The sequence below is a fragment of the Bradyrhizobium guangxiense genome, from assembly GCF_004114915.1.
Taxonomy (GTDB): Bacteria; Pseudomonadota; Alphaproteobacteria; order Rhizobiales; family Xanthobacteraceae; genus Bradyrhizobium; species Bradyrhizobium guangxiense.
Genome location: NZ_CP022219.1, coordinates 1,118,015 through 1,139,817 on the forward strand (window position 1 = coordinate 1,118,015; position 21,803 = coordinate 1,139,817).

General features: G+C 59.6%; 21 protein-coding genes. 14 read left to right on the top strand and 7 right to left on the bottom strand.

Going from position 1 to position 21,803, the window contains the following annotated elements; genetic code table 11:
* Positions 1-267 precede the first annotated feature (267 nt).
* From X268_RS05325 to X268_RS05335, 3 genes are all read left to right on the top strand, one after another.
* The gene (locus X268_RS05325; RefSeq protein WP_128923954.1) at positions 268-639 is read left to right on the top strand and encodes an H-NS histone family protein; all 372 of its coding nucleotides are present in this window, start codon (positions 268-270) and stop codon (positions 637-639) included.
* A 757-nt stretch (positions 640-1,396) separates the two neighbouring features.
* On the top strand, positions 1,397-3,403 hold the full coding sequence (gene gspD, locus X268_RS05330) for a type II secretion system secretin GspD (RefSeq protein WP_164937545.1): 2,007 nt from the start codon (positions 1,397-1,399) through the stop codon (positions 3,401-3,403).
* The gene (locus X268_RS05335) at positions 3,400-3,816 is read left to right on the top strand and encodes a hypothetical protein (protein WP_128923956.1); all 417 of its coding nucleotides are present in this window, start codon (positions 3,400-3,402) and stop codon (positions 3,814-3,816) included. The genes gspD and X268_RS05335 overlap by 4 nt, the downstream gene beginning before the upstream one ends.
* 8 nt (positions 3,817-3,824) lie before the next feature.
* Here X268_RS05335 and X268_RS05340 read toward each other — a convergent pair whose 3' ends face one another.
* Positions 3,825-4,709, bottom strand: a complete 885-nt coding sequence (locus tag X268_RS05340; RefSeq protein WP_128923957.1) for a type II secretion system protein GspK — start codon at positions 4,707-4,709, stop codon at positions 3,825-3,827.
* 140 nt (positions 4,710-4,849) lie between these two features.
* On the opposite strand from X268_RS05340, the gene X268_RS05345 reads away from it, so the two are divergent.
* The 9 genes from X268_RS05345 (at position 4,850) to X268_RS05385 (ending at position 12,455) form a co-directional block, all read left to right on the top strand.
* Positions 4,850-6,631 carry a GspE/PulE family protein gene (locus X268_RS05345; RefSeq protein WP_128923958.1) on the top strand — a complete coding sequence of 594 codons (1,782 nt, stop codon included), beginning with the start codon at positions 4,850-4,852 and terminating at the stop codon, positions 6,629-6,631.
* A gap of 12 nt (positions 6,632-6,643) precedes the next feature.
* Positions 6,644-7,894 carry a type II secretion system F family protein gene (locus X268_RS05350; RefSeq protein WP_128923959.1) on the top strand — a complete coding sequence of 417 codons (1,251 nt, stop codon included), beginning with the start codon at positions 6,644-6,646 and terminating at the stop codon, positions 7,892-7,894.
* On the top strand, positions 7,891-8,331 hold the full coding sequence (locus X268_RS05355; RefSeq protein ID WP_128923960.1) for a GspH/FimT family pseudopilin: 441 nt from the start codon (positions 7,891-7,893) through the stop codon (positions 8,329-8,331). Before X268_RS05350 ends, X268_RS05355 begins: the two co-directional genes overlap by 4 nt.
* 62 nt (positions 8,332-8,393) lie before the next feature.
* A complete protein-coding gene (locus X268_RS05360) occupies positions 8,394-8,771 on the top strand; it encodes a hypothetical protein (protein ID WP_128923961.1) in 378 nt (125 codons plus the stop codon).
* Positions 8,768-9,385 carry a prepilin-type N-terminal cleavage/methylation domain-containing protein gene (locus X268_RS05365; protein ID WP_128923962.1) on the top strand — a complete coding sequence of 206 codons (618 nt, stop codon included), beginning with the start codon at positions 8,768-8,770 and terminating at the stop codon, positions 9,383-9,385. The genes X268_RS05360 and X268_RS05365 overlap by 4 nt, the downstream gene beginning before the upstream one ends.
* Before the next feature lie 88 nt (positions 9,386-9,473).
* The gene (locus X268_RS05370; protein ID WP_128923963.1) at positions 9,474-10,601 is read left to right on the top strand and encodes a PilN domain-containing protein; all 1,128 of its coding nucleotides are present in this window, start codon (positions 9,474-9,476) and stop codon (positions 10,599-10,601) included.
* On the top strand, positions 10,598-11,203 hold the full coding sequence (gspM, locus tag X268_RS05375; RefSeq protein WP_164937547.1) for a type II secretion system protein GspM: 606 nt from the start codon (positions 10,598-10,600) through the stop codon (positions 11,201-11,203). Before X268_RS05370 ends, gspM begins: the two co-directional genes overlap by 4 nt.
* A 149-nt stretch (positions 11,204-11,352) precedes the next feature.
* Complete coding sequence (locus X268_RS05380) at positions 11,353-11,826, top strand: hypothetical protein (RefSeq protein WP_128923965.1); 474 nt, start codon at positions 11,353-11,355, stop codon at positions 11,824-11,826.
* Positions 11,827-11,834: 8 nt separating this feature from the next.
* On the top strand, positions 11,835-12,455 hold the full coding sequence (locus tag X268_RS05385; RefSeq protein ID WP_128923966.1) for a prepilin peptidase: 621 nt from the start codon (positions 11,835-11,837) through the stop codon (positions 12,453-12,455).
* A gap of 851 nt (positions 12,456-13,306) precedes the next feature.
* Here the strand turns inward: X268_RS05385 and X268_RS05390 are convergent.
* Positions 13,307-13,501: a hypothetical protein gene (locus X268_RS05390; protein ID WP_128923967.1), complete on the bottom strand. Its 195-nt coding sequence runs from the start codon at positions 13,499-13,501 to the stop codon at positions 13,307-13,309.
* Positions 13,502-14,164: 663 nt separating this feature from the next.
* Between X268_RS05390 and gspG the strand changes: the two genes are divergently transcribed.
* On the top strand, positions 14,165-14,605 hold the full coding sequence (gspG, locus tag X268_RS05395; protein ID WP_128923968.1) for a type II secretion system major pseudopilin GspG: 441 nt from the start codon (positions 14,165-14,167) through the stop codon (positions 14,603-14,605).
* An 82-nt stretch (positions 14,606-14,687) separates the two neighbouring features.
* Here gspG and X268_RS39255 read toward each other — a convergent pair whose 3' ends face one another.
* The 4 genes from X268_RS39255 to gmd form a co-directional block, all read right to left on the bottom strand.
* Positions 14,688-14,864, bottom strand: coding sequence for a hypothetical protein (locus X268_RS39255; protein WP_164937548.1), 177 nt, complete (start codon positions 14,862-14,864; stop codon positions 14,688-14,690).
* Positions 14,865-15,046: 182 nt separating this feature from the next.
* Complete coding sequence (locus X268_RS05400) at positions 15,047-15,787, bottom strand: S1 family peptidase (protein WP_128923969.1); 741 nt, start codon at positions 15,785-15,787, stop codon at positions 15,047-15,049.
* Positions 15,788-15,845: 58 nt separating this feature from the next.
* Complete coding sequence (gene fcl, locus X268_RS05405; protein WP_128923970.1) at positions 15,846-16,802, bottom strand: GDP-L-fucose synthase; 957 nt, start codon at positions 16,800-16,802, stop codon at positions 15,846-15,848.
* On the bottom strand, positions 16,783-17,862 hold the full coding sequence (gene gmd, locus X268_RS05410) for a GDP-mannose 4,6-dehydratase (RefSeq protein WP_128923971.1): 1,080 nt from the start codon (positions 17,860-17,862) through the stop codon (positions 16,783-16,785). Before gmd ends, fcl begins: the two co-directional genes overlap by 20 nt.
* Positions 17,863-18,220: 358 nt before the next feature.
* Between gmd and X268_RS05415 the strand changes: the two genes are divergently transcribed.
* Positions 18,221-18,910: a metallophosphoesterase family protein gene (locus X268_RS05415; protein WP_128923972.1), complete on the top strand. Its 690-nt coding sequence runs from the start codon at positions 18,221-18,223 to the stop codon at positions 18,908-18,910.
* 114 nt (positions 18,911-19,024) lie between these two features.
* On the opposite strand, the gene X268_RS05420 is transcribed toward X268_RS05415, so the two are convergent.
* Positions 19,025-21,730: a tetratricopeptide repeat protein gene (locus tag X268_RS05420; RefSeq protein WP_164937549.1), complete on the bottom strand. Its 2,706-nt coding sequence runs from the start codon at positions 21,728-21,730 to the stop codon at positions 19,025-19,027.
* Between the last annotated feature and the right edge of the window lie 73 nt (positions 21,731-21,803).

Below are 21,803 nucleotides of genomic sequence, written 5' to 3' on the forward strand. Positions count from 1 at the left end.
GCGCGTGACGAGGGCTCCCCCCACCTGGGGGTTGCACGAGGCCACCATGACGGAGGCAATAGCTCAAAATATTGCTGGGATTTTCAGACTAATCCGCTTTTGCGAAATATGTCGTAAGCTCAATGTGTTACGACGCTATCCATTTTTTGTGCGATTTTCTGACCCTTTTTTGCCGCTTGACTTGGATTTAAGACCGCTGGCAGAAATTAAAAAGGGGTGGGCGAATCGTACCGTGAGATGCGGTCGGTTATGAGCGATAAGGTTGCGATGCACAAGAAGATCGACCTTGAGGCGATGCCGCTTGACGAGATGTGGGCGCTCCACGAGGAGATTGGGCAAATACTGTCAGTGCGCCTGACTTCTGAAAAACGTGAGCTCGAAAAGCGCCTGGCCCAACTTCGCGGCGAAAAAGAAACCGGCTTAGGGGAGCCTGCGGAAGGTGCTTCGAGGGAGCGGCGCAAGTATCCTCGGGTCTATCCGAAGTACCGTAATCCCAATGAGCCATCCCAAACCTGGTCCGGTCGAGGAAAGCAGCCACGGTGGCTGACTGCCGCATTGAGAACCGGCCACTCGATCGACGAGTTTGTCATTGCAAATCAAGAGACGGGAGAAGGTACGTCTCGACGGCGCCGGGCCTAAGCCAGAACAAAGTTGGTGCTTGGTGGCGTAAGTAAGACCTTGCTGCCTGTTTGGCCGAAGTCAGTTGTGGCTCGTAAGGAAGATCAATAGAGCGACCGATTCGAGGGGCTCGTCTGCGTTCTGCTCGCGGGGCCCTGCGGCAGGAGCACCGGGTCGGAGCGCCGAGTCCAACCGGCAATGCGCTCGGCCGTATGGCGCCTGCTTGTGATACCGCGCGACGGAGCGAAAGCTCAGCGATTCAGGCTGCAGCACTGACCGCAGAATAAAGACAAGCGAGTTGCGATGCTCGCGCGCCACCGCCGAGAGCTACGAATGTTCCGTAGCCCTCGCATTCGGCGGGTTTGGCCGGTCGCCTCCCGACGTTCATTCGGTGGCGCTTCACAAGTGTGACTCAGCGAAGGGCAGATGAGGCAGGCCGCAATTTGCGGCGACTGCAGGTTTACGTTTGCTTAACCTTAATGATTTACCGCTTGTTTACGCAGATTAATACCTATTTGATGTTGGAGCCTTTTCTTTGCCGGCTAGCCGCAGCCTTAGTTTGAGTATGGCCGCCTGCGTCATGGCGGCCATAGCTGTTTCTGGTTGCAGTTCGCCGGGTGCCGTGGGTCTCACCGTCGACGCGCGACCGAAATTGTCATCGCAGCCGGTATCACTCGAATCTTACGCCCAAGCGACCGATCCCGCCACGACAGGCGCGGTCCCGTTGCCATCACGGTCGTCGCGGGCGGTTCCGACGTCAGAGGGCGGTAACGGCCAAATGATCGGTGCTTCGCCCGAGAAGCCGGCAGCGGGAGCGGCTAATGGTACCGTCGTGCTCAATCTCGCGGGCGTCCCTTTGCAGCAAGCGGCAAAAACCGTCCTCGGAGATCTGATCGGCGTGAACTACGTCCTTGATCCGCGCGTAGACGGTGTGATCTCGGTCGAGACGACGAAGCCGGTCACGAAGGCGGAAGCGCTGGAATTGTTTCAAGCAGCGCTGGCACCCGCCGGAGCAACACTGGTGCAGAGCCGGGGCGTCTACCGAATCGTCCCGACCGACCAAGCCGCCACTGGCATCGTGGCCACCGTCCGTGGAGGAGGCGATGGAGCAAGTCCGGGCAGTGGAGTCCGAGTCGTTCAACTGAAATATGTGGCCGCAACGGAGGTCGCTCGTGTGCTTGAGCCGATGGTGCCCAAGGGAGCGATAGTTCAGGCCGACGACGCGCGTAACATTCTGGCCTTGAAGGGCACGCCTTCCGAAATCGACAACATGCTCGACTCCATTGCGATCTTCGATGTCGACGTGATGAAGGGAATGTCGTTTGCGGTTGTCCCGGTAAAGGCCTCCCAGCCTGAAAAAATGGTGGACGAACTCAAGGCGGTCTTTTCGTCCGACAAGGAAGGGCCGCTGAAGGGGCGCGTGAAGTTTGTCGCGAACAATCGGCTCGGCGCAATTCTGGTCATAACGTCCCATCCAAGTTATCTCCCTCGCGCGCAGTCTTGGATCCGACGGCTGGACTCCCGTGCAAGCGGAACTGAGCCTCAGCTGCACATTTACCAGGTGCAGAATCGAACGGCTGCAGAGCTTGCGGCGGTCCTCCAATCCATGTTCTCCAGCGAGATGAAGGTGGTGCGCTCGTCGACCAGGAGCGTATCCCCGCGTTCGAAGCAGGTCAGTCTGCTGGGCGACATGAAAAAGCCGAACGGTGTCGCGACCGCGGCGGACTCGGCCGGGCCCGGTGGATTTGGACGAGGGGGTGACACGCAGTCCAATTCTCGCCAGGCAGATATGGATCCCGACAGCCTTGCGGCAGAGCCGTCCGAAGACAGCGGCAGTGCGGATTCGAAGGGGGAGCCCGTTCTCAAGATCGTGGCCGACGAAGCCAAGAATTCCCTGCTGATCATGGCCAACGACCGGGACTATCAGCGCGTACTGCGCGTCGTTCAGGGTCTCGATGTCGTTGCGAGCCAGGTGCTCATCGAAGCGGTGATCGCCGAAGTGACGTTGAACGACAATCTGCAATTCGGATTGCAATGGCAGCTCGCGAAGCAGGGGAAGCCAACCGCCACGTTCTCCAGCGCCCTTGCGGGAGGAGTCGCGGCGGCGTTTCCGGGATTCAACTACGCTGTGAATACCGCGAGCATCGCGGCCACCCTCAGCGCGCTGGACGCTCTTACCCATGTTAACGTGATCTCAACGCCCTCGCTGATGGTGCTCGACAACAAGACCGCCCGACTGCAAATCGGCGATCAGGTGCCGATCACCACGCAGACGGCCACCAGCACGGTCACCGCCAACACGGCGATCGTGAATTCGATCACGATGCAGGATACCGGCGTGATCCTGGCGGGAACCCCCAGGATCAATGAAAGCGGTCGAGTTCAGTTGGACATCGAGCAGGAAGTCAGCAGCGTCGTGAAGACGACCACTTCCAACATCGATTCGCCGACCATCCAGCAACGGCGCGTGAAGACGACCGTCGTCGTGAACGACGGTGAGGTCCTCGCGCTCGGCGGCATGATCCAGGATCAGTCTAACAGGACGAGCACGCAGATTCCCATCGTTGGCGACATTCCTGGCCTGGGAGCTTTCTTTGCGAACAGAGGCAACTCGGTCCAGAAGACCGAGCTTGTCATCCTCATCACACCGAAGGTCGTGCGGGATCCGACGGAAAGCCGTCTCGTTACGGAGGAATACCGGCGGAAGATGCATGTCTATATGCCTCATACGTCGACCCGGGAGCGCACTTTCGCCAATACGGCGCAACGGCTGGTGGTCCCGTGAGCACCGCGTTGCGCCTAGCCCTGTTCCCCGTCCTGGTGTGCACCCTCGGGGGCTGTGCGACGGGTTACTACAGCTTTGCTCCGCCCTCTCCGTACATGGTGCTGCCGGTCGACGAATCGATGTCATGCAACGCAATTGCCGCATCGTTTCGGTACTCGGTGAGGCGTGCGGCGCGTTTCGAATACTGGCTCGCTGTCGGTCCGCTCGCGGGCTACGACTCGGAACGATTTCCCCTCGATGCTCCTAAGCAACTGCTCGACGAGCGGAAGCGCTTGGATGCATTGACGGACCTTCAGCGCACCAAAGGCTGCACGGTCATTGACCCGGGTCCTGCCGTTGCCGCGGAGCGCGAGCGCCTCGAGGAATCGGCACGTGCGTCTCGCCCGCCGGTCGTCCTGAATTCGAAGGGCTAGGCCCGATGTCAGATTCTCACGCAGGGCGGCAGCCGTCGCTGCTGCGTTGGCGATAGGGTCGCAGTGCCTAGTCGCCACTCGCGTATCGCGTAGGGCAGCCCGGCTCCACCCTCGAAGTCGATCAGCGCTTCACGGACTTGTCTGGACCCATCACTCAACGTCACATCCGCGCGTATAGTGACATTGCCTGATGCCAAGATCCGGCGAGGTTGAGCAGGCGGAGGGCTCAGCCCAAGCGCCTCGATCAGGGCGGGAGAGGCCGCTTCGCCCGCAGGAGCAGTGCGGCCCGATGCAACGGTGACGAACGGCAATGCCTTCCGGAACAGCCCGGGCGACATGCCGGCCATCTGATCCAGTTCCATGATGCTGGCGAATCCGGGTCGAGGACCCTGCTTGCCGTTCGTGGTGGACGGTGGTGGAATCCCCGCCTCTGTGCCAAGCCTTGGCGTGGTGCTCGGCACGGTGCTCCTGGCTCTCAGGATTTCTCCGGCTATTCTCTCGCCGAGGGCCTTGTCGCTTGCGAGCGCAGCGAACAACCGTTCCAGAATGGGTTTGGATGCAGCGTTCAGATCGACCTTGCCGATCTCCTCCTCCACCGTGACGAAAGCGCGTTCGCCGCCCGGCATCCTGCATTGCAATGGAAACCTTGTCCTTCCTTCCGGCATCAATGTTGCCGCAATAGCCAGATTGATTGCACTCTCGGCCGCCGCCGATGCCCTGGCGACCGAAGTGCCCGCGCTCGCGATCTTGCTGCGATATTTCGCGCCGACAACGAGCGTTCCTCCGAGCAGGAGGATCAATCCCAAGCCCCAGATCACGGTCACCAGGGCGAAGCCGCGCTGACGGCTATATAGCAACGACCCAGGGGGGATTTTGCGGGGAATGTCGTCCATTTCGAGCAGTTTGCCAGGCTCGCAGATCGGGTTCGGCCAAACTAGACACAAATGGCAAACGATCCGTCAAACAGCATGTGTTAACCAAACCGCTCTAGGATTCCCCGGTATTTCTCACAGGTCAGGTCCACGAGCACGCGATGCCGTCCAGTGTTCAGGAATTGCTGCGGCATGCGCGTCTGCCCGAGGACAGCGGGGTGGGGCCGCCCCCCAAAGATCCGAACTTCGCGGAAGCGTTTACCGGCCACCTCGTCGCCGAAGGAATTCTCGACAGGAGCGCGGTGGCGCGAGCCAGGCGAGCGGCGGAGGCGGCTTCGGAACGTATCGACTCCGTTCTGGTGAAGCTCGGCTTGGTGTCCGAGGTCGACCTGTGCAGCGCCTATGCATCCTACTGCGGGTTGCCCGTGGTCGGGCCCGGCGACATCCCGGCGCGGCCGGTCCTGGCCGAACGGCTGGGATTGACGTTTCTCAAGACGAGCCGCTCCCTTCCCGTTGCGCTCGGCAGAGAGTCCTTGTTGCTGGCCGTCGTGGATCCATTCGACGACGAGGCGCGTCGTTCGATCTCCTACATGTTGGGCATTCGCGTCGACCTCGCCGTAATTGCGCCTGCCGACATCGAACGCGCTTTCCGGAACGTCTATCAGGACCAGGAGCCAGCATCTCAGGCTGACGATGAGCAGCTAACGGCGATCGGCGGCAACGAGGGAAATGAGCCGGACGTTGAACGGCTGCGCGATATCGCGAATGAGGCGCCGATCATACGATTGGTGAACCAGATCATATCGCGCGCTGTCGAGCGGGGTGCTTCGGACGTTCACGTCGAGCCTGGGCGCGACGAAGTCGCAATTCGCATCCGTCTTGATGGCTTCCTCCGGCCCGAGCGATCTGTACCGACAACACTTCGAGCTGCCTTGACGACGCGTATCAAGATCATGGCCAGGCTGGATATCGCGGAGCGACGACTGCCGCAGGACGGTCGGATAAAGACCGCGGTTCGAGGGACCGAGGTCGATATTCGTGTATCGACGATACCAACCGCATTCGGCGAGAGCCTCGTATTGCGAATTCTCGACCGCAGTCGCGTCGAACTCGAATTCCCGAAACTCGGCTTGGACAAAGCGACGGAGGAGAATCTTCATCGACTGATGGCGCTTCCGAATGGGCTTATCCTGGTGACGGGGCCAACCGGCAGCGGCAAGACGACGACCTTGTACACTGCACTGAAGCACCTCAACCGTCCGGAGCTGAAGGTCTTTACGGTCGAAGATCCGATCGAATACCAGCTTGCCGGCATCAATCAAATTCAGGTTCAACCGCAGATCGGACTTGATTTTCCGTCGGCCCTGCGCGCGATCCTGCGTCAGGACCCTGACGTTATCATGGTCGGCGAGATCCGCGACGTCGAGACCGCGCGTATCGCCGTCCAGGCGGCTCTGACTGGTCATCTCGTGTTTTCCACCCTGCATACCAACGGAGCCCTCGCAGCGATCACGCGCCTCATAGACATCGGGCTCGAGCGTTACCTGCTTGCTTCGACAGTCTCGGGAGTGATGGCACAGCGCCTGGTGCGCCGCTTGTGTCGACATTGCTCGCGTCGGCACGTCGATCACGGCGGTATCCCGGCCAGGCTGACCATCGCGCCCCCCGATGGCATGGTGGTGGATTGGTCCGATAGCCGCGAGGCGGTTGGATGCGAGGCCTGTGGTGGCACGGGCTATAACGGCCGAACAACCGTCTCCGAGTTGCTCGTCGTCAACGACGATGTACGACAGGCGATCGGCCGAAGAAGTGGCGATCAGCTGGCGCTCGAAAACCTGGCAAGGGCTGCCGGATTCGTGAGCCTCTACGAGAACGGACTGATGAAGGTCGCCGCTGGGGAAACGACCTTGGACGAAGTGCTTCGCGTCACCCGCACGACATGAAGGAGCACTGCGATGGCGACCTATCGATATCGAGCCTATACGGCTCAGGGAGTCGTCACGGCGGGGACGATCGCGGCTGAGGGAATCGATGCGGCGATCGACGCCCTTTATACCGCCGGGCTCACGCCATTCGAGACTTCCCTATCCGAGGCTGGTGACGAGGTGCCAGCTTCAGCACCCCAGAAAAGCCAGCCGATTTGGCGCCGGGAACTGGTGCGATCGAACCAGTTGGGTCTGAGCGAGTTGACGGCTTTCACCGTTGAAATGGCGGCGCTGGTCAATTCGGGCTTGCCGCTCGATGTATCGTTTCGGGTGTTGGCCGGGCCGGGTACGTCGCCCAAGCGCTCTCGCCTGGCCACCGATCTGCTGCAGGAGATCCTGGGCGGTGCTCAGCTTTCTGAGGCCATGCGTCACCGGCCGGCGATCTTCCCGCAGGATTACGTGGCGATCGTGGGCGCAGGGGAGGCCAGCGGACGCACCGGCGAAGTCTTGGGGCAGATTGGCGACATGCTCACGAAGCGCCTGGAGATCCGCAACAAGATCAGATCTTCGCTGGTCTATCCCGCCATCCTCCTTCTCATGTCACTCGCCTCCGTCGCGGTGATCGTCTTCGTGCTCATCCCCAACCTGTCGCCGATCTTTGCAGATGCCGGTTTGCCGCTGCCGGGAATTCTCGGAGTCCTGGCCAGCATTCCGGATTACTGGTTGCCGTTGACGGTTTGTCTGTTGGGAGGGGCGGCGCTCTGCGCAATGCTCTGGTACAAAATCAGGAAGAGCGCAAGTTTGGCGCTGAAGCTTGATCGCATAAAGTCCAGGGCTCCCGTTTTCGGTCGACTGCTTCAGATGCGGGAGGCCGGCCTCTTTGCACGCTCGCTTGGCACGCTACTCGATGCGCGAGTGCCGCTCATGACTGCGCTGCAGATAGCCAGGTCGCTGATCGCCAATCGCTACATGAATGCAGGTTATGCCGACGCAATCGCTCGCGTGCCAGAAGGCGTGTCATTGAACCAGGCGTTCGCCGGCACGGATCTTCTGCCACCGGCGGCGCTGCAACTCATCGCGGTGGGAGAGCAGTCCGGGCAACTCGCGCGCATGCTGATCCGGATTGCGACCACTCTCGACGGAGAACTGCAGCGTCGGATTGAGCAGATGGTCAGTCTGTTGACTCCGGTTCTTACGCTTGTCATCGGCGGCGCTGTGGGCGCGCTCATCATGCAGGTGATGAGCGCCGTGCTCTCGATCAACAATCTGGCGATCCAATGAGGCTTCGGTCAAGCTCATCCGCAGGGTTCACATTGATTGAGCTCCTCGTGGTTCTTGGGATCATGGCGCTTATCCTCGCGTCAGCGGTCATGGCGCGGCCACGGAATGCCGTGGCCCGCGTCGAAGGGACGGCTCGATCGATGGCTGCCACGTTCCAGCTCGCGCGGTCTCGAGCGATGGCCGCCAACACAGACGTCGTCGTTGCGATCGATCCGGTGAATGCGGAATTCGGCTATCTGAATGCGATGCACAAATTGCCGAAAGGGATGAGCATCGCAGTGACGATTGCGGAAATAGAACGCCGCGGCGACACGGGCGCGCTCCGCTTCTTTCCGGACGGTCAGTCCAGCGGCGGAGACATTCTGCTGAGCTATCAGGGCCACACCCGGCGGATTGCGGTGAATTGGTTTACTGGCCAGCCGGTCCTGGGTCGATGATGGGCCGATTTGCTTACCCTCGGATCGGTCCAGCGAGGAGCGGCGGTCGCGACGGATTTGCCTTGATCGAAATCGTCATTGCCTTTGCAGTTCTGGCGCTGGGAATGGGGACCATATTGGTCGGGATCGCTGTCGCCATGCGTTCCGACACGCAGGCCCGCAATAGCAGAGTCATGAATCGCATTGCGCAGTCGCGTTTGGAAGCGGCCGGGATCACGTCGAAGCTCGTGATCGGTCAGCAACAAGGCCAAGTTGGCCAGTTCATGTGGCGAGAGACTGTGACTCGCGCAACGATCGAAGGCGAGCAACGGAAAGGCAGGGTGGCCAAGGAGGCCGATAGTGCCATCATTCCCGTTTGGGTCGAAGTCATGGTTAGCTCGCCGGATGGACGCGAGGAGAGGCTATCTGCCCTGAAAATTGCGCCTCGGATTGCGCCATGATGGGACTCGTCGGAAAGCGCGGACCGCGGCGCCCCATGCGCTCTCGCGCGGCCGAGCAGGGGCTGACCCTGGTCGAGCTGCTCGTATCGATGGCGATCCTTGCTCTGCTTGCCGGCTGCATCATGGGAGGGCTGTCGATCGGCCGCCGTGCATTCGATTCCGATCAAACCAACGGAAATGATGCAAGAGCTGATGCGGCGATCCAAAGCCTTCTGAATCTGCTGGCTTCGGCGCTGCCCTATCCTATCGACGAGAAGAATTCCGCGGTGTTCGAAGGCGGTGAGGAGAAGATCCGCTTTGTCGCGCTGAGCGAAGGGCGTGCGCTTCGTGGCGGCGCCTACGGGGTGGATCTAAGGCGCGTCGGCGGGGAGCTTGTGCTCAAGATTGCCCGCCGCCCGGAAGGCCCGAAACAGGGCAAATCGCCGATTTCGACGGTGGTGGTTTTACGCGGCGTTCGCGCCGTTCACTTCGGGTATTTCAGTGCGTCGGGGCAGGCCGTCTGGCAGACCGAGTGGAATTCGCAAAGCTTGCCAAGCCTGGTCTCCATCATGGTCGACTTCGAAGACGGGCGAACAAGCGGTCCCCGGGCCGTGGTTGCCCTTCGGCAAGGTTGAGCAACCGGCAGGCCGGAACGGTTCGTTACTCTTCGTAAAGATTTAGTAAATATGCTTGTCGAGCTGAGCTGGGCTCCTGCAAGGAACAATGCGCGCGATGATCGGCCTTTCGGAAATCCGTCCTCTTGATCGGGAGACTCTTGCGCTTGGCTGGCGCCAGTTCACGCATTGGTGGATGGCCGAGTTTCGCACGGCCATCCCGCCCAGGTGGCGCCCTTTGCTCAACCGCAAGGCCCGGCCGACGTGTTTTGTGTCGCGTGGTGACGATGCCGTCACATGCGATCTGGACCAGGACGGGCGGACGGTTCGGCAGCAGTTCCCCTCGGCTGCTTTTGACAGCTCCGCGCTGCTCGAATGGCTCGCGCAACTCGGCCTCCGACGCGATCAGGTTCTGCTCGCTGCCGTTCTTCCTGAAGATCTGTTCTTGCGGCGAAATCTGAACGTTCCCGGCGAGGCTCTCGCTTCGCTGCCTCAAATACTTGATCAGGAGATTGTCCGCCGAACGCCCTTTCGGCTCACGGACGTCTGGCATGCAGCCTGCCCGATCCCCAATGCGTCTCGCGACGGGACCGTCCCCCATTGCCACTGGATCATCGCGCGAGAGCGGGCGACAGCGGCCATCGCTCCCATGGCGGTTGCGATGGAAGAGATCGACTTTCTGGCTGTCAGGACTGATGCTGGTCAGCTCGTCTCTGTGGTTCAGATCCGACCTGATGCGGCGGCGGGTGCGCCGGAGGCCGTTCGCGCCATCAAGTCTCTGTGGCTAACGCTGTTCGCGGCAGCGGTTTTGGGTCTCATGATCTTCGAATGGTACCAAGCCGGCCTGGCAGCCGAGCTGGATACCGAACTCCTGGAAGCCAAGGCAAGCCTGCAGGAGGGGAAGAGCCAGTCCAGCCAAAGGATTCGGCTCTACGCGCTGAAAGCGGACGGTGGCTTCCTGGCCGTTTGGGACGAACTGTCCCGCGTTCTGCCAGACGATACATTCCTGACAGAGCTGAGAATGAATCAGGGGCAGGTGACCATATCCGGCTACTCTTCGCAGGCGGCGCATCTTGTGAGAATTCTTGACCAGTCGCCGATGTTTTCAGGAGCGACCCTGATCGCCGCCATCGTTCCTGATGCAAATGAGGGTAAGGACCGGTTCAGCATCAAGTTCCGTTTGCGCAACAGCTTACTGGCACGGCCAACCGAGCCCGTATGGAAGGCGGAGCAATGATGGGGTGGTTTGGCAGGCAGGTGCGTGGGAGAGCGTTCCTGGCCTTCAATGTGGTCGGTCTGATGCTCTTGGCTCTTCTGTTCGTCGGGCCGGTGCTTTCTCATTTCTCGACTCGAAACGACGAGATCCAGGACAGCGTCGCGCAGTTGGCGTATCTCCAGCGCATCACCCGCGGAGCACAGGTGATGGAGCAGCGCGGCGCCCAGAGCGCGCAACCCTTCATGGCTGGCGATGAGGAACGCGTCGTCAGTGCCGATCTGCAAGCGAGGCTGCAAGCCATGGCGACCGCCAGGGGTGCGCATGTGCTCGGGCTTCGCGGATTGCAGGGCGGTCGTGTCGCGCAATCCAGGACGGTTGCAGTTGGATTGCAGTTTGAGGGATCGCTCGGAATTGTGCGCGACGTGATAGCCGAAATTGAGGATCAATCTCCATTTCTATTCATCACCGACGCTTCTTTGAGGCCGGCCAGTGACGGCGACGCAACCATGCTTCGGGCGGAGTTCAAGGTGGAAGGCGTCATGCAGGATCTTCGTGGCAAGCCGCCGGGAATGAAGGAGGATCAACGCGCTGCCGACCTCGCTGGAACGAGGACAAGGCAATGACCGGGGAAGTTCGGCAAAGCAGGCGCGTCCAGCTGGCAACGATCTGGTCGCGGAGTTTTCCGCGAGCGCGGAGCCTTGCCGCGCCCATCGAGGCGATCCTGCCGTCGCGGGAAGCGTTTGCGGAGCTCCCGCCGGCGTCGCGCTATCTCATGACCGGGTTGCGGGTGTCGATCGTGCTGACCGGGATCGCGACCATCGCCGCAATCCTCGCCTTGAAGGTGTCGGTAATGATACCCTCGACCTCGCTGGGGGCCGGCTCCTCCACGGTTTCGACGAGCGAAGCGCGTGGGAAGAAGGCCTACGATCATGTCACCGCGCGTCCTGTCTTCGCGCGGATGCGGCAAGCGCCGATTGCGGTTGTAGACGCGTCGGCGGATGCTGCGTCTCCGACCGTTAGCCCGGCCGTTGCAGCACTGGATTCGAACATCGTTCTCAGAGGCGTCCTGATCAGCGGATCGCTGCAAAAAGCATTCATCACGTCAGCCCAAAATCCGATGGGCCGCTGGATCCAGGTCAATGGGGAAATCGACGGCTGGCGACTTATCGAGGTGAAACCTGAACAGGTCACGCTCGAAGGCCAAGGCCAGACGCTTGCGCTGAAGCGGAGCGTGGCATCAAAGTGAACTGCGCCTTGCCCAAGATCGCCAGGCGCGTTGGCCGCTTCCTCGCGGATGGCCTGACATTCCGTCGGGCGCGACGGCACGACGCCCTTGTGGCTTGGTCTCTGGTCGGCGGTTCGATTTGGCTCGTTGCGAGTTTGTTTTCCGGCGCGATCGAGCCAGAAGCGCTGTGTTCCGGACTTTACTTGCTCGTGGTCTTGATGGCGGTCTGCGCGATCGACGCGCGTTTCGGAATCATCCCGGATAGCTTCAACCTGGCGCTCGCCGCCGGTGGAGTGGCAGAATATGCGTTCGCGCATGGCGCCGCGGTGTATATCGGCGTCTTCGAAGCGGCTGCGGTCTTCGTTGCGGTTGCCGCCTTTCGAAGCACCTTCCGCTGGTTGCGCGGATATGACGGGTTTGGGTTTGGTGACGTGAAATTCGTCAGTGCCGCGAGCCTTTGGATTGGTTTCGCAGCCTTGCCGGGAGCAATTCTGATTGCTGTTGGCTCGGCGCTTGCGGCCATCCTGCTCTCCGGTGCCGAACGATACGAGGTTGGCGGCCGGCCGGCCATTCCGTTTGGCCCGCATCTCGCAGCCGGTATCTGGCTGACCTGGAATTTCGATAAGCTTTGGGCTTTCGGAAGCGTCTAGTCCCTTTCATCCAGCCAATTTGCGGTTGGATGACCAGTTGCGATTAACCAGCGGCAGCAACTCTGCTGTATGGCGGCAAGCCGGCAAGATAGAACAAGCGATCTCCGTTTGCTCAGACGCTGTCTATCGGACCGGATTTACACCATGCGATTGGCTTCCTCGCTAGCGATTGTCGCGGCTGGCCTATTATGCTCCTTCCCTGCAAAGGCGCAGATGCCGTTCTACTATGGTCCGGGCGTTCTTGTCGGCCCGCCGGTCCGCGCTCCCTGGCCAGCTGTCGTGCAAGATGCGTTCACCGCCAATCCATTGGATGATGGATATGATTATCCGTTCGGATATGGCGAGTATGCGACTTACGGCCGATGGGCCGTCGGTGCAATTTGCTATGATTTACGACGGCCGGTGCGGACCAGCCTTGGGGTGCGATGGCGCACAATCCGCCGTTGCGACTGAGTTGCCGGGCGAAAGCTTACTTTGCTGTACGTCGGCCGGCTTCGGTCATTCGGACGAGCTTGGCCTGGGTTCGATCAATTGCCTCTCGCAACCTCAGGACTTCGGCGTAGCGGGCTTGTAAAGATTTTCGTGTGGGTTGACGGCCGCAACGAGCAGAATTGTGTCGCCGAAGTGTCACCTTTAGCTCTCCTGAAAATTTGTATTGATCAGCAACGTTCGTTGAAAAATTGAGAGCCAGCCTAAATGCTCTCGATCAAGTTTACAATTTAGTTGCGCTCGGGTGAAGAGAAAGCCGAGCTCCGGACCTGTGTTCCATTATTGAAACCCGACGCGCGTGGCATATTGGTTTGGCAGACACCGTCGGCAGGATACGCAGATCCTGTCAATTCGTTCAGGAATCAATCCTTCGGCCGGCGGGCGGTCGCTGCCTCGGCGGAGATCGCTTTCTGCATCTTGCGATTGAGAGCTTGGAGTTCGGCCTTTGCGACCATCTCGCGGAGTGAAATACCCTCCGCGATCAAAGCCTGCAGCGAGCCGTTATGCTGCCTCGGATCGCCTGGCTTTACCCTCGACCGCTTCTTTGCCACCGCCATCAAAATCGTCCTTTTCATGCGCGGCTTGACGCAGGTCTAATCCAACAAAGAGACGCATGTGACCACGCTATTTTCCGAGTTGCTGTTCATGGCAATGTCGGACGATTGGGTGGTCAGCGATCGGCCGCGAATTCAATAGCGGGGGAACTTATTGAATGGTCCTCCAACTACAACAGAAACGTGCGGTTAAGCTTGACATCGACATTGAGGTTAACTGCGCGCGTTGCGCCCGATTTGAAGGGAAGGGTGGGAGCGCGCCGACAGAGAGCTTTGACACTGCAAAGATCAAGATATCGAGCAGAGAATGGTCGCGGCGGCTACGATAGACAGCAGCATGAGCGTGCCGTCGGTGTCGTCATGAGGACAGAGCGAAGTGTATCGCTTCGAACGTAATATCCACAGAGAGACGGCATTCTCAATTAACGCTCCAATAGCACTACCGAAGCCTGGACAGGCGCCTGGTCTGGAATCCGAGCCTTGCACTAAATTTTAGCTGATTGAGTTACGCGAAATTCACCGCCGAATTGGTCGGCCTGAGGACGTCAAGTCTTTGGAGACAACTTCGCATCAGGATTGGGTCCAAAATGAACAGTAGACAAATTCGGAGGCGGGATCGTGTTGGAGATCGTTCGGAATAGACAGGGGCTGACTGGGAGGGCTCGCTTGAGGCGGGGCCGCGCCGATGCGGGATACACTCTGCTCGAGTTGTTGGTGGTCATGGGGGTCATCGCCATCCTCACGGCCGTCGCGACGCCGCAATTGATGGGATATTTCGGAAAGGCGAAAGCTCAGTCTGCTCAATTGCAGATCGAGAATATCAACACCGCCCTTGAAATGTACTATATGGAAAATGGTGCATATCCGAGCATCAACGTCGGCTTGAGGGCGTTGGTCGAGGCACCCCCGGAGGCGCCCCGCTGGAATGGTCCGTATCTGAAGAATGCCAAGACCCTGCTGGATCCCTGGGGCCGGCCGTATCAATACGCCGTCACTGATCAGGGCGAGTACAACGTCTATTCATTGGGACCGAGCGGAAAGGACGTAAAGAAGGCAAGTTCGGACGCACGCACCACGCGGGCGTCATGGGCTAACGGGTCAAGCTAATACACGCTGCTCCCGATCGGGCCGATTCAGCGCGGACTGCGGTGCTCGGTGTCTGGAGAAGAAGCCCCCGCGCCCCGCGGCATCAGGTCCGGAGTTCTTTCGGTGCTGACTGGCTGATCGCCTCGGGCTTCAACGCAGCTTGGGCTTCGACGATCTCCTGCCGCAGCCTGACGATCTGAGCGTAAGCGACATCCAGGCTTTCCCGTGTGGAATCGGGAGAGGGCCCAAGACTTGTCTTGATTGGCTTTGAGCGCTGCATGGATCTGTCCTCGCCGTTTAATGAACGTTGGTACCGAGAAGCCTTGCCGTGGTTCGCTCACGGTCGAGTGAACGCAATTGCATGACTTCCTGCAATGCATGGGCTTCCTGCAATGAATGTGCCGGTCTTTTAGATACCTACCCGCCTGTTGACGGATCGCCGATGGAGGTAATTAAACACCTCTATCGATCTGACCCGCCCAGCACGCCAGGAGGCAGAAAGGCCCCGATGTCAGGTGCAGGGACGAAGTATTTCGCGATGTCCCGGCTATCGTTCTTGCCGGTCAGCCTTTCCCGACGGACCTCGGAGATCTTGCGGCTCATGATCCCGACCAAGCAGTGACGCCGAAGGTCGAACACCCCTGCGCCGGAATTCCCGGTCTGAGCCACATCCGCTATGGCCGTCCTGAAGCGCCGTGCCGATTCGGGGATCATCTGCGGAGGAAATATGCGCGAATGCTCGATCCTCTCCGGGACGAGTGTCACGACGTCTTCCCCCGGCGCCGGAACGGCGGCGCACAGCCGCATTCTGCGCAGGGCCAATCGCATCGGCAGGAGAGCTTCCTCGACCGAAAGAAGAGTGAGATCCGTCCCCTCGAAAGTGCCTTCCTTGACCATCGTAGTTGGGTATTCCCGACCCTCGATCACGACCCGCGGCTTCGTCAACCAGGCTTGGCCCGCAACGTGTGCGGCAGTCAAAAAATCCCCCCTGCCAAGATAGATGCCGTAGCCCCGCCAATCCTGCTTCGGTGTCCGGTGAATGTTGATCGCAAACGGCGGAAGGGTGTCTTCCGCCATTTGCGCCATTGCCGGGCCATAGCCGGCTGTCAGGCCCAAGAGGGCTGCAAAAAGCTGTGTAATCCGAGACCACGGCATGCGGAGCTGGCCGGCTAGTTTCGCGACGGGAGCGTCATAGTAAGCCATCCTGGCAAACTGCAAGGGCTCGGAAGGGAGGCTGGCGCGCGGAGTGTCGCCAGCAGCGTCAGCTTGCCCGAGCCGCTGTCTCCTCCTGGAATGCTTGATAAGCCAGGCGAATGCCATGCGTCAGCGAAGTTCGAGCACGCCAACCGAGCTTCTCCAGGCGTGTCACATCCAGCAGCTTGCGCGGAGTGCCGTCCGGACGCGTCGTATCGAAGACGATCTGTCCACGATAGCCCACCACTTCCGCAATCAGCCGAGCAAACTCGCCGATGGTGATATCCTGTCCGGTGCCAATGTTGATCAGATCCGAACCAGAATAGATCTTCATGATGTGGATGCATGCATCCGCAAGATCGTCGACATAAAGGAACTCCCGCCGCGGCATCCCCGTGCCCCACACCACGACCTGGTCCGCGCCCGAGAGCTTGGCTTCATGAAAGCGGCGGATCAGGGCCGCCACGACATGGCTGTATTCGGGATGGTAGTTGTCTCCAGGTCCGTAGAGGTTGGTTGGCATCACGTTGATGAAGTCGGCGCCGTACTGATGACGATAAGCCTCGACCATCTTGATGCCCGCGATCTTTGCGATCGCATATGGTTCATTCGTAGGCTCCAGAGGGCCCGTCAGGATCGCGCTTTCCTCGATGGGTTGAGGAGCCAGCCTGGGGTAGATACAGGAAGACCCTAGAAACATCAGCTTCTCTACGCCATTCACGTGAGCGGCGTGGACGATGTTGCTCATGATCGCCAAATTGTCATAGAGAAATTCTGCACGGAGCGTGTTGTTGGCGACGATCCCGCCGACTTTCGCTGCGGCCAAGAAGACGACCTGCGGACGATTGGCAGAGAACCACGCGAATACGGAAGCTTGGTCGCGGAGGTCGAGTTCGCTTCGTGTTGTCGTCAGGAGTTGAACTCCTTCGGACGCCAAACGCCGAACGAGTGCAGAGCCGACCATGCCGCGATGGCCGGCGACAAAGACCGACTTTCCCCTCAGCTCAAACCGCGTTTCGGCCATTGGCAACCTCCCGCTTCGCCGCGGCCAGATCGCTTCCGACCATTTCGGAGACCAACTCGGCAAATTTTCTTTTCGGACTCCATCCAAGGATCTGCCGTGCTTTGGAAGCATCGCCGATAAGGAGCTCGACTTCTGTCGGCCGGAAATAGGTCGGATCGATCTTCACGAGGACCTTGCCCGTTTTCCTGTCGATGCCGACCTCGTCGATTCCCTTCCCCTGCCATTCGATCCGGCGGTCCACTTCTGCAAAGGAAGCGGCGACGAATTCTCGCACGGAGTGCATTTCGCCGGTTGCAAGAACAAAGTCGTCAGGTCGATCTGCTTGCAGAATGAGGTGCATGCCCTCGATGTAGTCCTTCGCGTGTCCCCAATCACGCTGTGCATCGAGGTTTCCGAGATAAAGCGTATCCTCCAAGCCGACCTCAATTCTCGCGACGGCGCGAGTGATCTTGCGTGTTACGAACGTCTCTCCGCGAAGCGGGCTTTCGTGATTGAACAGAATGCCATTGGAGGCGAACATGCCGTACGCTTCGCGGTAGTTCACCGTGATCCAGTAACCGTAAAGCTTGGCGACACCGTAGGGAGAACGCGGATAAAACGGAGTAGTCTCTTTTTGAGGGATTTCCTGCACAAGTCCAAATAGCTCGGAAGTGGACGCTTGATAGAAGCGCGTCTCCTTCTCCATTCCGAGAATGCGGATAGCCTCCAAGATACGCAGGACTCCGACCGCATCCGCGTTGGCGGTGTATTCCGGACTCTCGAAACTCACCCCGACATGGCTCTGAGCCGCGAGGTTATAGATCTCCGTCGGTCGGATCTGTTGTATGAGACGGATCAGGTTCGTCGAATCCGTCATGTCGCCATAGTGCATGAGGAAGGGCACGTCTTCGTCGTGAGGATCACGATACAGATGGTCGACCCTCGCCGTATTGAACGAGGACGAGCGCCGCTTCACGCCATGAACGGTATAACCGAGCCCCAGGAGATACTCGGCCAGATAGGCACCGTCTTGTCCTGTAACCCCGGTGATCAGCGCAACACGTTTGGAAGCCGTATGCATGTCTAATACACATCCGATAGAGAATTGGTCTTGTATTGTGGTCCACGACGTAAAAGGTCGACCTCTCACTCTTACTTCATCTCAAAGCGACATTGAAATAGATTGGAATAATCTCCTTGGCGGCGGCGGAACTGTCGATCGGTTGGGTTAATCTCGCCGGCCTCGATGATCGAGTATGCCACAGCTGCCTATAAATTAACATTCAGCTTGGAATCTAAGCTCCACGGCGGACTAGGCCTATGACCCCCGGGGCGGATGCTATAGGCCTTGACGGGGTTGGGCCTGATGGAACTGCCGTCCAGCGCCTCGTTCGTTGTGCTCCAATTGGAGCGACGTTTGATCACGGTACGGTGCAGCAGTGGCTGGTGTTGAATTTACATATGCGATCCCGGATATCCACGGCCGCGCAGATCTGCTCAAACTGGCCGTGGGTCGGATCATCGACCATTCGAGGGGGCGGCAAGCAAAAATCGTCACATTGGGGGACTACGTCGACCGCGGCCCGCAGAGCGCCGAAGTACTTGAGTTCATCATGAACTGGCCGGATCGCCATCCTCGCCTGATTGCCCTGAAGGGCAATCACGAGGTGATGATGCTGGCGGCCTGCCTCGGCCAAGCAAAACATCAATGGTGGATGCAGAACGGCGGCGCTCAGACGCTTGCTTCGTATGGCCTCGACCCGGTAAACCCGGCCGACCTGAGACGGTTGCCTGCGGTTCACCTGCAGTTCATCGCGCAACTACCTCGGATCCATGTGGATCAGCACCGAGTCTTCGTGCACGCCGGAGTGGACCCCGATCAACCGCTGGAAGCGCAATCAGAGCGCATTCTCCTGTGGAAGCGCTACCAGCCCCAGGTCGAGCAGGGCCATGGCCAACGTCACGTTGTGCACGGACATGACGCGAACCCCTCGGGCCCCCTTCTGACCGCTGGCCGGACCAATCTCGACTGCATGGCTTGGAAAACCGGACGTCTGGCTATTGGCGTTTTCGATGACGCTCGGCCCGGCGGCCCCCGCGAACTTCTTGAGATCGAGACCTCGCGGTAACGCGCACGCTGGTGCGCGCCGACCTTTGCAATCATGCGGCACGGTGGTGGGTCAGCCGCTCGCCTGGGAAATCTGAAAGAGGCGAGCGGCCGAACATGCACCGCGAAGACCGTGCTATTGTGACGGCTCCGTGCAATCGGCAAGCCCGGATTTAGCGGATTCTGCGAATTGTGGCTCAACGTTGAGAGCGATGGATCGCTCGAGAGCAGATTTGCATTGCGGCCGGTCTTTGAGCTCGTGATAGCTCTTCCCGAGGAAATAGTACGCAGTTGCGTCCTCAGGGCGCTTGCTGACAACCTCCTTCAGGAGCTCGACCGCGCGAGGATAGTTCTCCGCCTTAAATTGAAGAATGCCAACCGCCCGTCCAACCTCAGGGTCACTCGGATAACTCTGCCGCGCTTTCAAGGCCACTTCCAAAGCCTTCGGATTGTTGCCTGTCTTGCCGGCATACAGCAGCGCCAACTCTCGCGCAGCAGGTGCGAACTCGGGATACATTGCAAGCAGCTTCTCGTATCCCTGGATCGCGCCATCGGCGTCCGCCCTTTTCGCGGCGAGCTCGCTCAGCCGCCTGAGTGCGACGGGATCGTCCGGATAGTCCTTCAGGAAGCTCTTGATCCGAGATTCATCCGGCATGGCGCCGCCGCTTCCCAGCGACAGAAAATCCATACGGCGCTGGCTCTCCGATCGTAACGGCGTATCGACGCCGGACTGCGCTACTTTTCCAAAAGCAGCGGCGGCAGCACTCTCGTCGCCGGTAGCGTACGCGGCCATTCCATAATGAAACTGGATATCTGGATCGTTCTGGTTCTTGGACGCGCTGTCACGCAGCAGCGATAACGCCTCGCGGTACTGGTGCTTCTTGTACAGGATCCAACCCAACGTGTCGCCGATCCTGGAGTCGCTCGGAGCTGCATCCTGGGCCTTCTTGGCCAGGTCCGATGCCTTCTCCAGGTCACCCTGGTTGGAGTAAATGACGGCCAGATTATTCAACGCCATCGCATTGGTGGGCGCCACCGTCAGCACCGACTCATAGGTCTCTCGCGCAGCCTGGACATTTTTCTGCTGCTCCTGGAGACTGGCCAGGAGGATGAGCGGAGCCACGGTCTTCTTTCGGGTCGTAATCTCCGTGAGCTTCTTGATCGCCATCTCAGGCTTGTTCGCGGCGATATAAGTTCGTCCGAGAAGCAGCTGGGCTAGCTCCAGATCAGGATCGATCTCGAGCGCCTTGGCCAAATCCTGTTCGGCACCGTCATAGTCGCGCTTTTCAAGCTTCACCTTTCCGGACAAGCCCCACCACTGGGCCTCGGCAGGGTGCTTGTCGAGCTGTTGCTTTACGCGCGCCAGCGCTGCATCGAAATTTCCGGATTGTACATCGAGGGTGACCAGCGCTTCCGTTGCCGGCCCGAAATCGGGCGAGATCGACAAGCTCTTCTCGAAGCTTTGCCGGGCCTCTGCTGCTTGTCCCTTGGCGACATAGATCGCACCCATCGCTTGATGCGGAAGCGGGTTTTTCGGAAACAGTCCGGCCATCCGCTGGTATACCTCGAGCGCACTGTCAGTATTTTGCTGCGACAGATAAGCAGCAGCGAGCAAGTTATATGCCTCCGGGCTTGGTTGCCGGGCGATCAGGGGGGTGAGGAGATCGACGGCAGAGGCTCCGCTACCCTTGCGAATCTTCAAATCGGCGAGAAGAAGGGCTGCCTGATCGAAGTTGGGTGCAAGCTGAAGGGCGGATGTGAGCAGGCCCTCGGAGCTGTCAACGTACTTGCGGGCATTTACCGAGTCGACGGTGCGCGCGACCATCAAATACGCACGCGAGAGGCTATACAAGAGTTGAGGGCTTTGGCCGCTAAGCTTGAGCGCCTGGTCGAACGATCTTATTGCGGCCGTTGGATCGTTCTTTTCGAGGCTGATATTTCCGCTGATCAACAATGCATCGAAATTGATGGGATCCTGCGACAGCACGTTCTGGACGCGGCTAACGCACGCATCATCCTGCTTGGCAGAGCATGCCAACTTCATCAGTACCACGCGGGGCGGCAGATATGACGGAGATCTTTCGTTTAGTTTCTGCAGTACCTCGCGCGCACGATCCAGATTGTTCGTGGCAATCAGGAAGTCAGCATAGCGGATGGTGGCAGCATATCGCGGCGGCTCGAGCTCCGTTGCTGCGCGATACGCGGTCTCGGCAGCCGTCAAATCTTTTCGCTTCCAGTTAAGCGTGGCCATGGCCGTCAGCGCGCCAGAGGATTTCGGATCAAGGCGGAGCGCCTCCTGGAATTGCTGTTCGGCCGCGCTGTCATTGCCTTGACGGGCCTCGAGCACGCCTCGCGCGACATGGTACCCCGCCTGGTCGCCGTTCTTCGTCGTCAGCTCATCCAGAATGCCCCGAATGTCGTTGATGGCATTGCTGGTGTCGCCGCTATCGGCAAGCAGAATCGCTGCGTCCTCCTGCTTGGGCGCCAGGTCGAGCGCCTTTGTCGCGACCTCCCTGGCGGCCTTGAACTCACGGGTCAGAAGATGCGCGAGGCCGAGCTTCGTTTGAATTTCTGCGTCGTCCGGCTTCAGTTCGGCGGCCTGCTTCAGGAACGGAACTGCAACGGGCCACTGGCCTTGCTCACTGTAGAGCAGAGCCAGTCCACGGATGGCTTCCGGCTGGGATGGGCTCTGCCGCAAAGCAGCCCTCAGGTTCTTTTCCGCTACGTCGAACTGGTTGTTAATGCGGGCATTTTCGCCCGCTGCTAGCAGGTCCTTTAAAGTGTCGGCTTTTGACTCCGGCCGGCCGCAGGCCGTCGCGAGGAGCGGCACCAGGAGGGCCATTAACAGGGAACGAGCGCGCCGCATTGGGGAACCCTCAAAATGACCGCCTAAAAAGGTCATAATTTCACGCTTT

What these genes read in the sequence shown, in the direction of transcription:
- X268_RS05325 (WP_128923954.1), top strand. Translation starts at nt 268, where the DNA reads ATGCACAAGAAGATCGACCTTGAGGCGATGCCGCTTGACGAGATGTGG.
- gspD (WP_164937545.1), top strand. Translation starts at nt 1,397, where the DNA reads ATGATCGGTGCTTCGCCCGAGAAGCCGGCAGCGGGAGCGGCTAATGGT.
- X268_RS05340 (WP_128923957.1), bottom strand. Translation starts at nt 4,709, where the DNA reads ATGGACGACATTCCCCGCAAAATCCCCCCTGGGTCGTTGCTATATAGC.
- X268_RS05345 (WP_128923958.1), top strand. Translation starts at nt 4,850, where the DNA reads ATGCCGTCCAGTGTTCAGGAATTGCTGCGGCATGCGCGTCTGCCCGAG.
- X268_RS05350 (WP_128923959.1), top strand. Translation starts at nt 6,644, where the DNA reads ATGGCGACCTATCGATATCGAGCCTATACGGCTCAGGGAGTCGTCACG.
- X268_RS05355 (WP_128923960.1), top strand. Translation starts at nt 7,891, where the DNA reads ATGAGGCTTCGGTCAAGCTCATCCGCAGGGTTCACATTGATTGAGCTC.
- X268_RS05365 (WP_128923962.1), top strand. Translation starts at nt 8,768, where the DNA reads ATGATGGGACTCGTCGGAAAGCGCGGACCGCGGCGCCCCATGCGCTCT.
- X268_RS05370 (WP_128923963.1), top strand. Translation starts at nt 9,474, where the DNA reads ATGCGCGCGATGATCGGCCTTTCGGAAATCCGTCCTCTTGATCGGGAG.
- gspM (WP_164937547.1), top strand. Translation starts at nt 10,598, where the DNA reads ATGATGGGGTGGTTTGGCAGGCAGGTGCGTGGGAGAGCGTTCCTGGCC.
- X268_RS05380 (WP_128923965.1), top strand. Translation starts at nt 11,353, where the DNA reads ATGACCGGGTTGCGGGTGTCGATCGTGCTGACCGGGATCGCGACCATC.
- X268_RS05390 (WP_128923967.1), bottom strand. Translation starts at nt 13,501, where the DNA reads ATGGCGGTGGCAAAGAAGCGGTCGAGGGTAAAGCCAGGCGATCCGAGG.
- X268_RS39255 (WP_164937548.1), bottom strand. Translation starts at nt 14,864, where the DNA reads ATGCAGCGCTCAAAGCCAATCAAGACAAGTCTTGGGCCCTCTCCCGAT.
- X268_RS05400 (WP_128923969.1), bottom strand. Translation starts at nt 15,787, where the DNA reads ATGGCTTACTATGACGCTCCCGTCGCGAAACTAGCCGGCCAGCTCCGC.
- fcl (WP_128923970.1), bottom strand. Translation starts at nt 16,802, where the DNA reads ATGGCCGAAACGCGGTTTGAGCTGAGGGGAAAGTCGGTCTTTGTCGCC.
- gmd (WP_128923971.1), bottom strand. Translation starts at nt 17,862, where the DNA reads ATGCATACGGCTTCCAAACGTGTTGCGCTGATCACCGGGGTTACAGGA.
- X268_RS05420 (WP_164937549.1), bottom strand. Translation starts at nt 21,730, where the DNA reads ATGGCCCTCCTGGTGCCGCTCCTCGCGACGGCCTGCGGCCGGCCGGAG.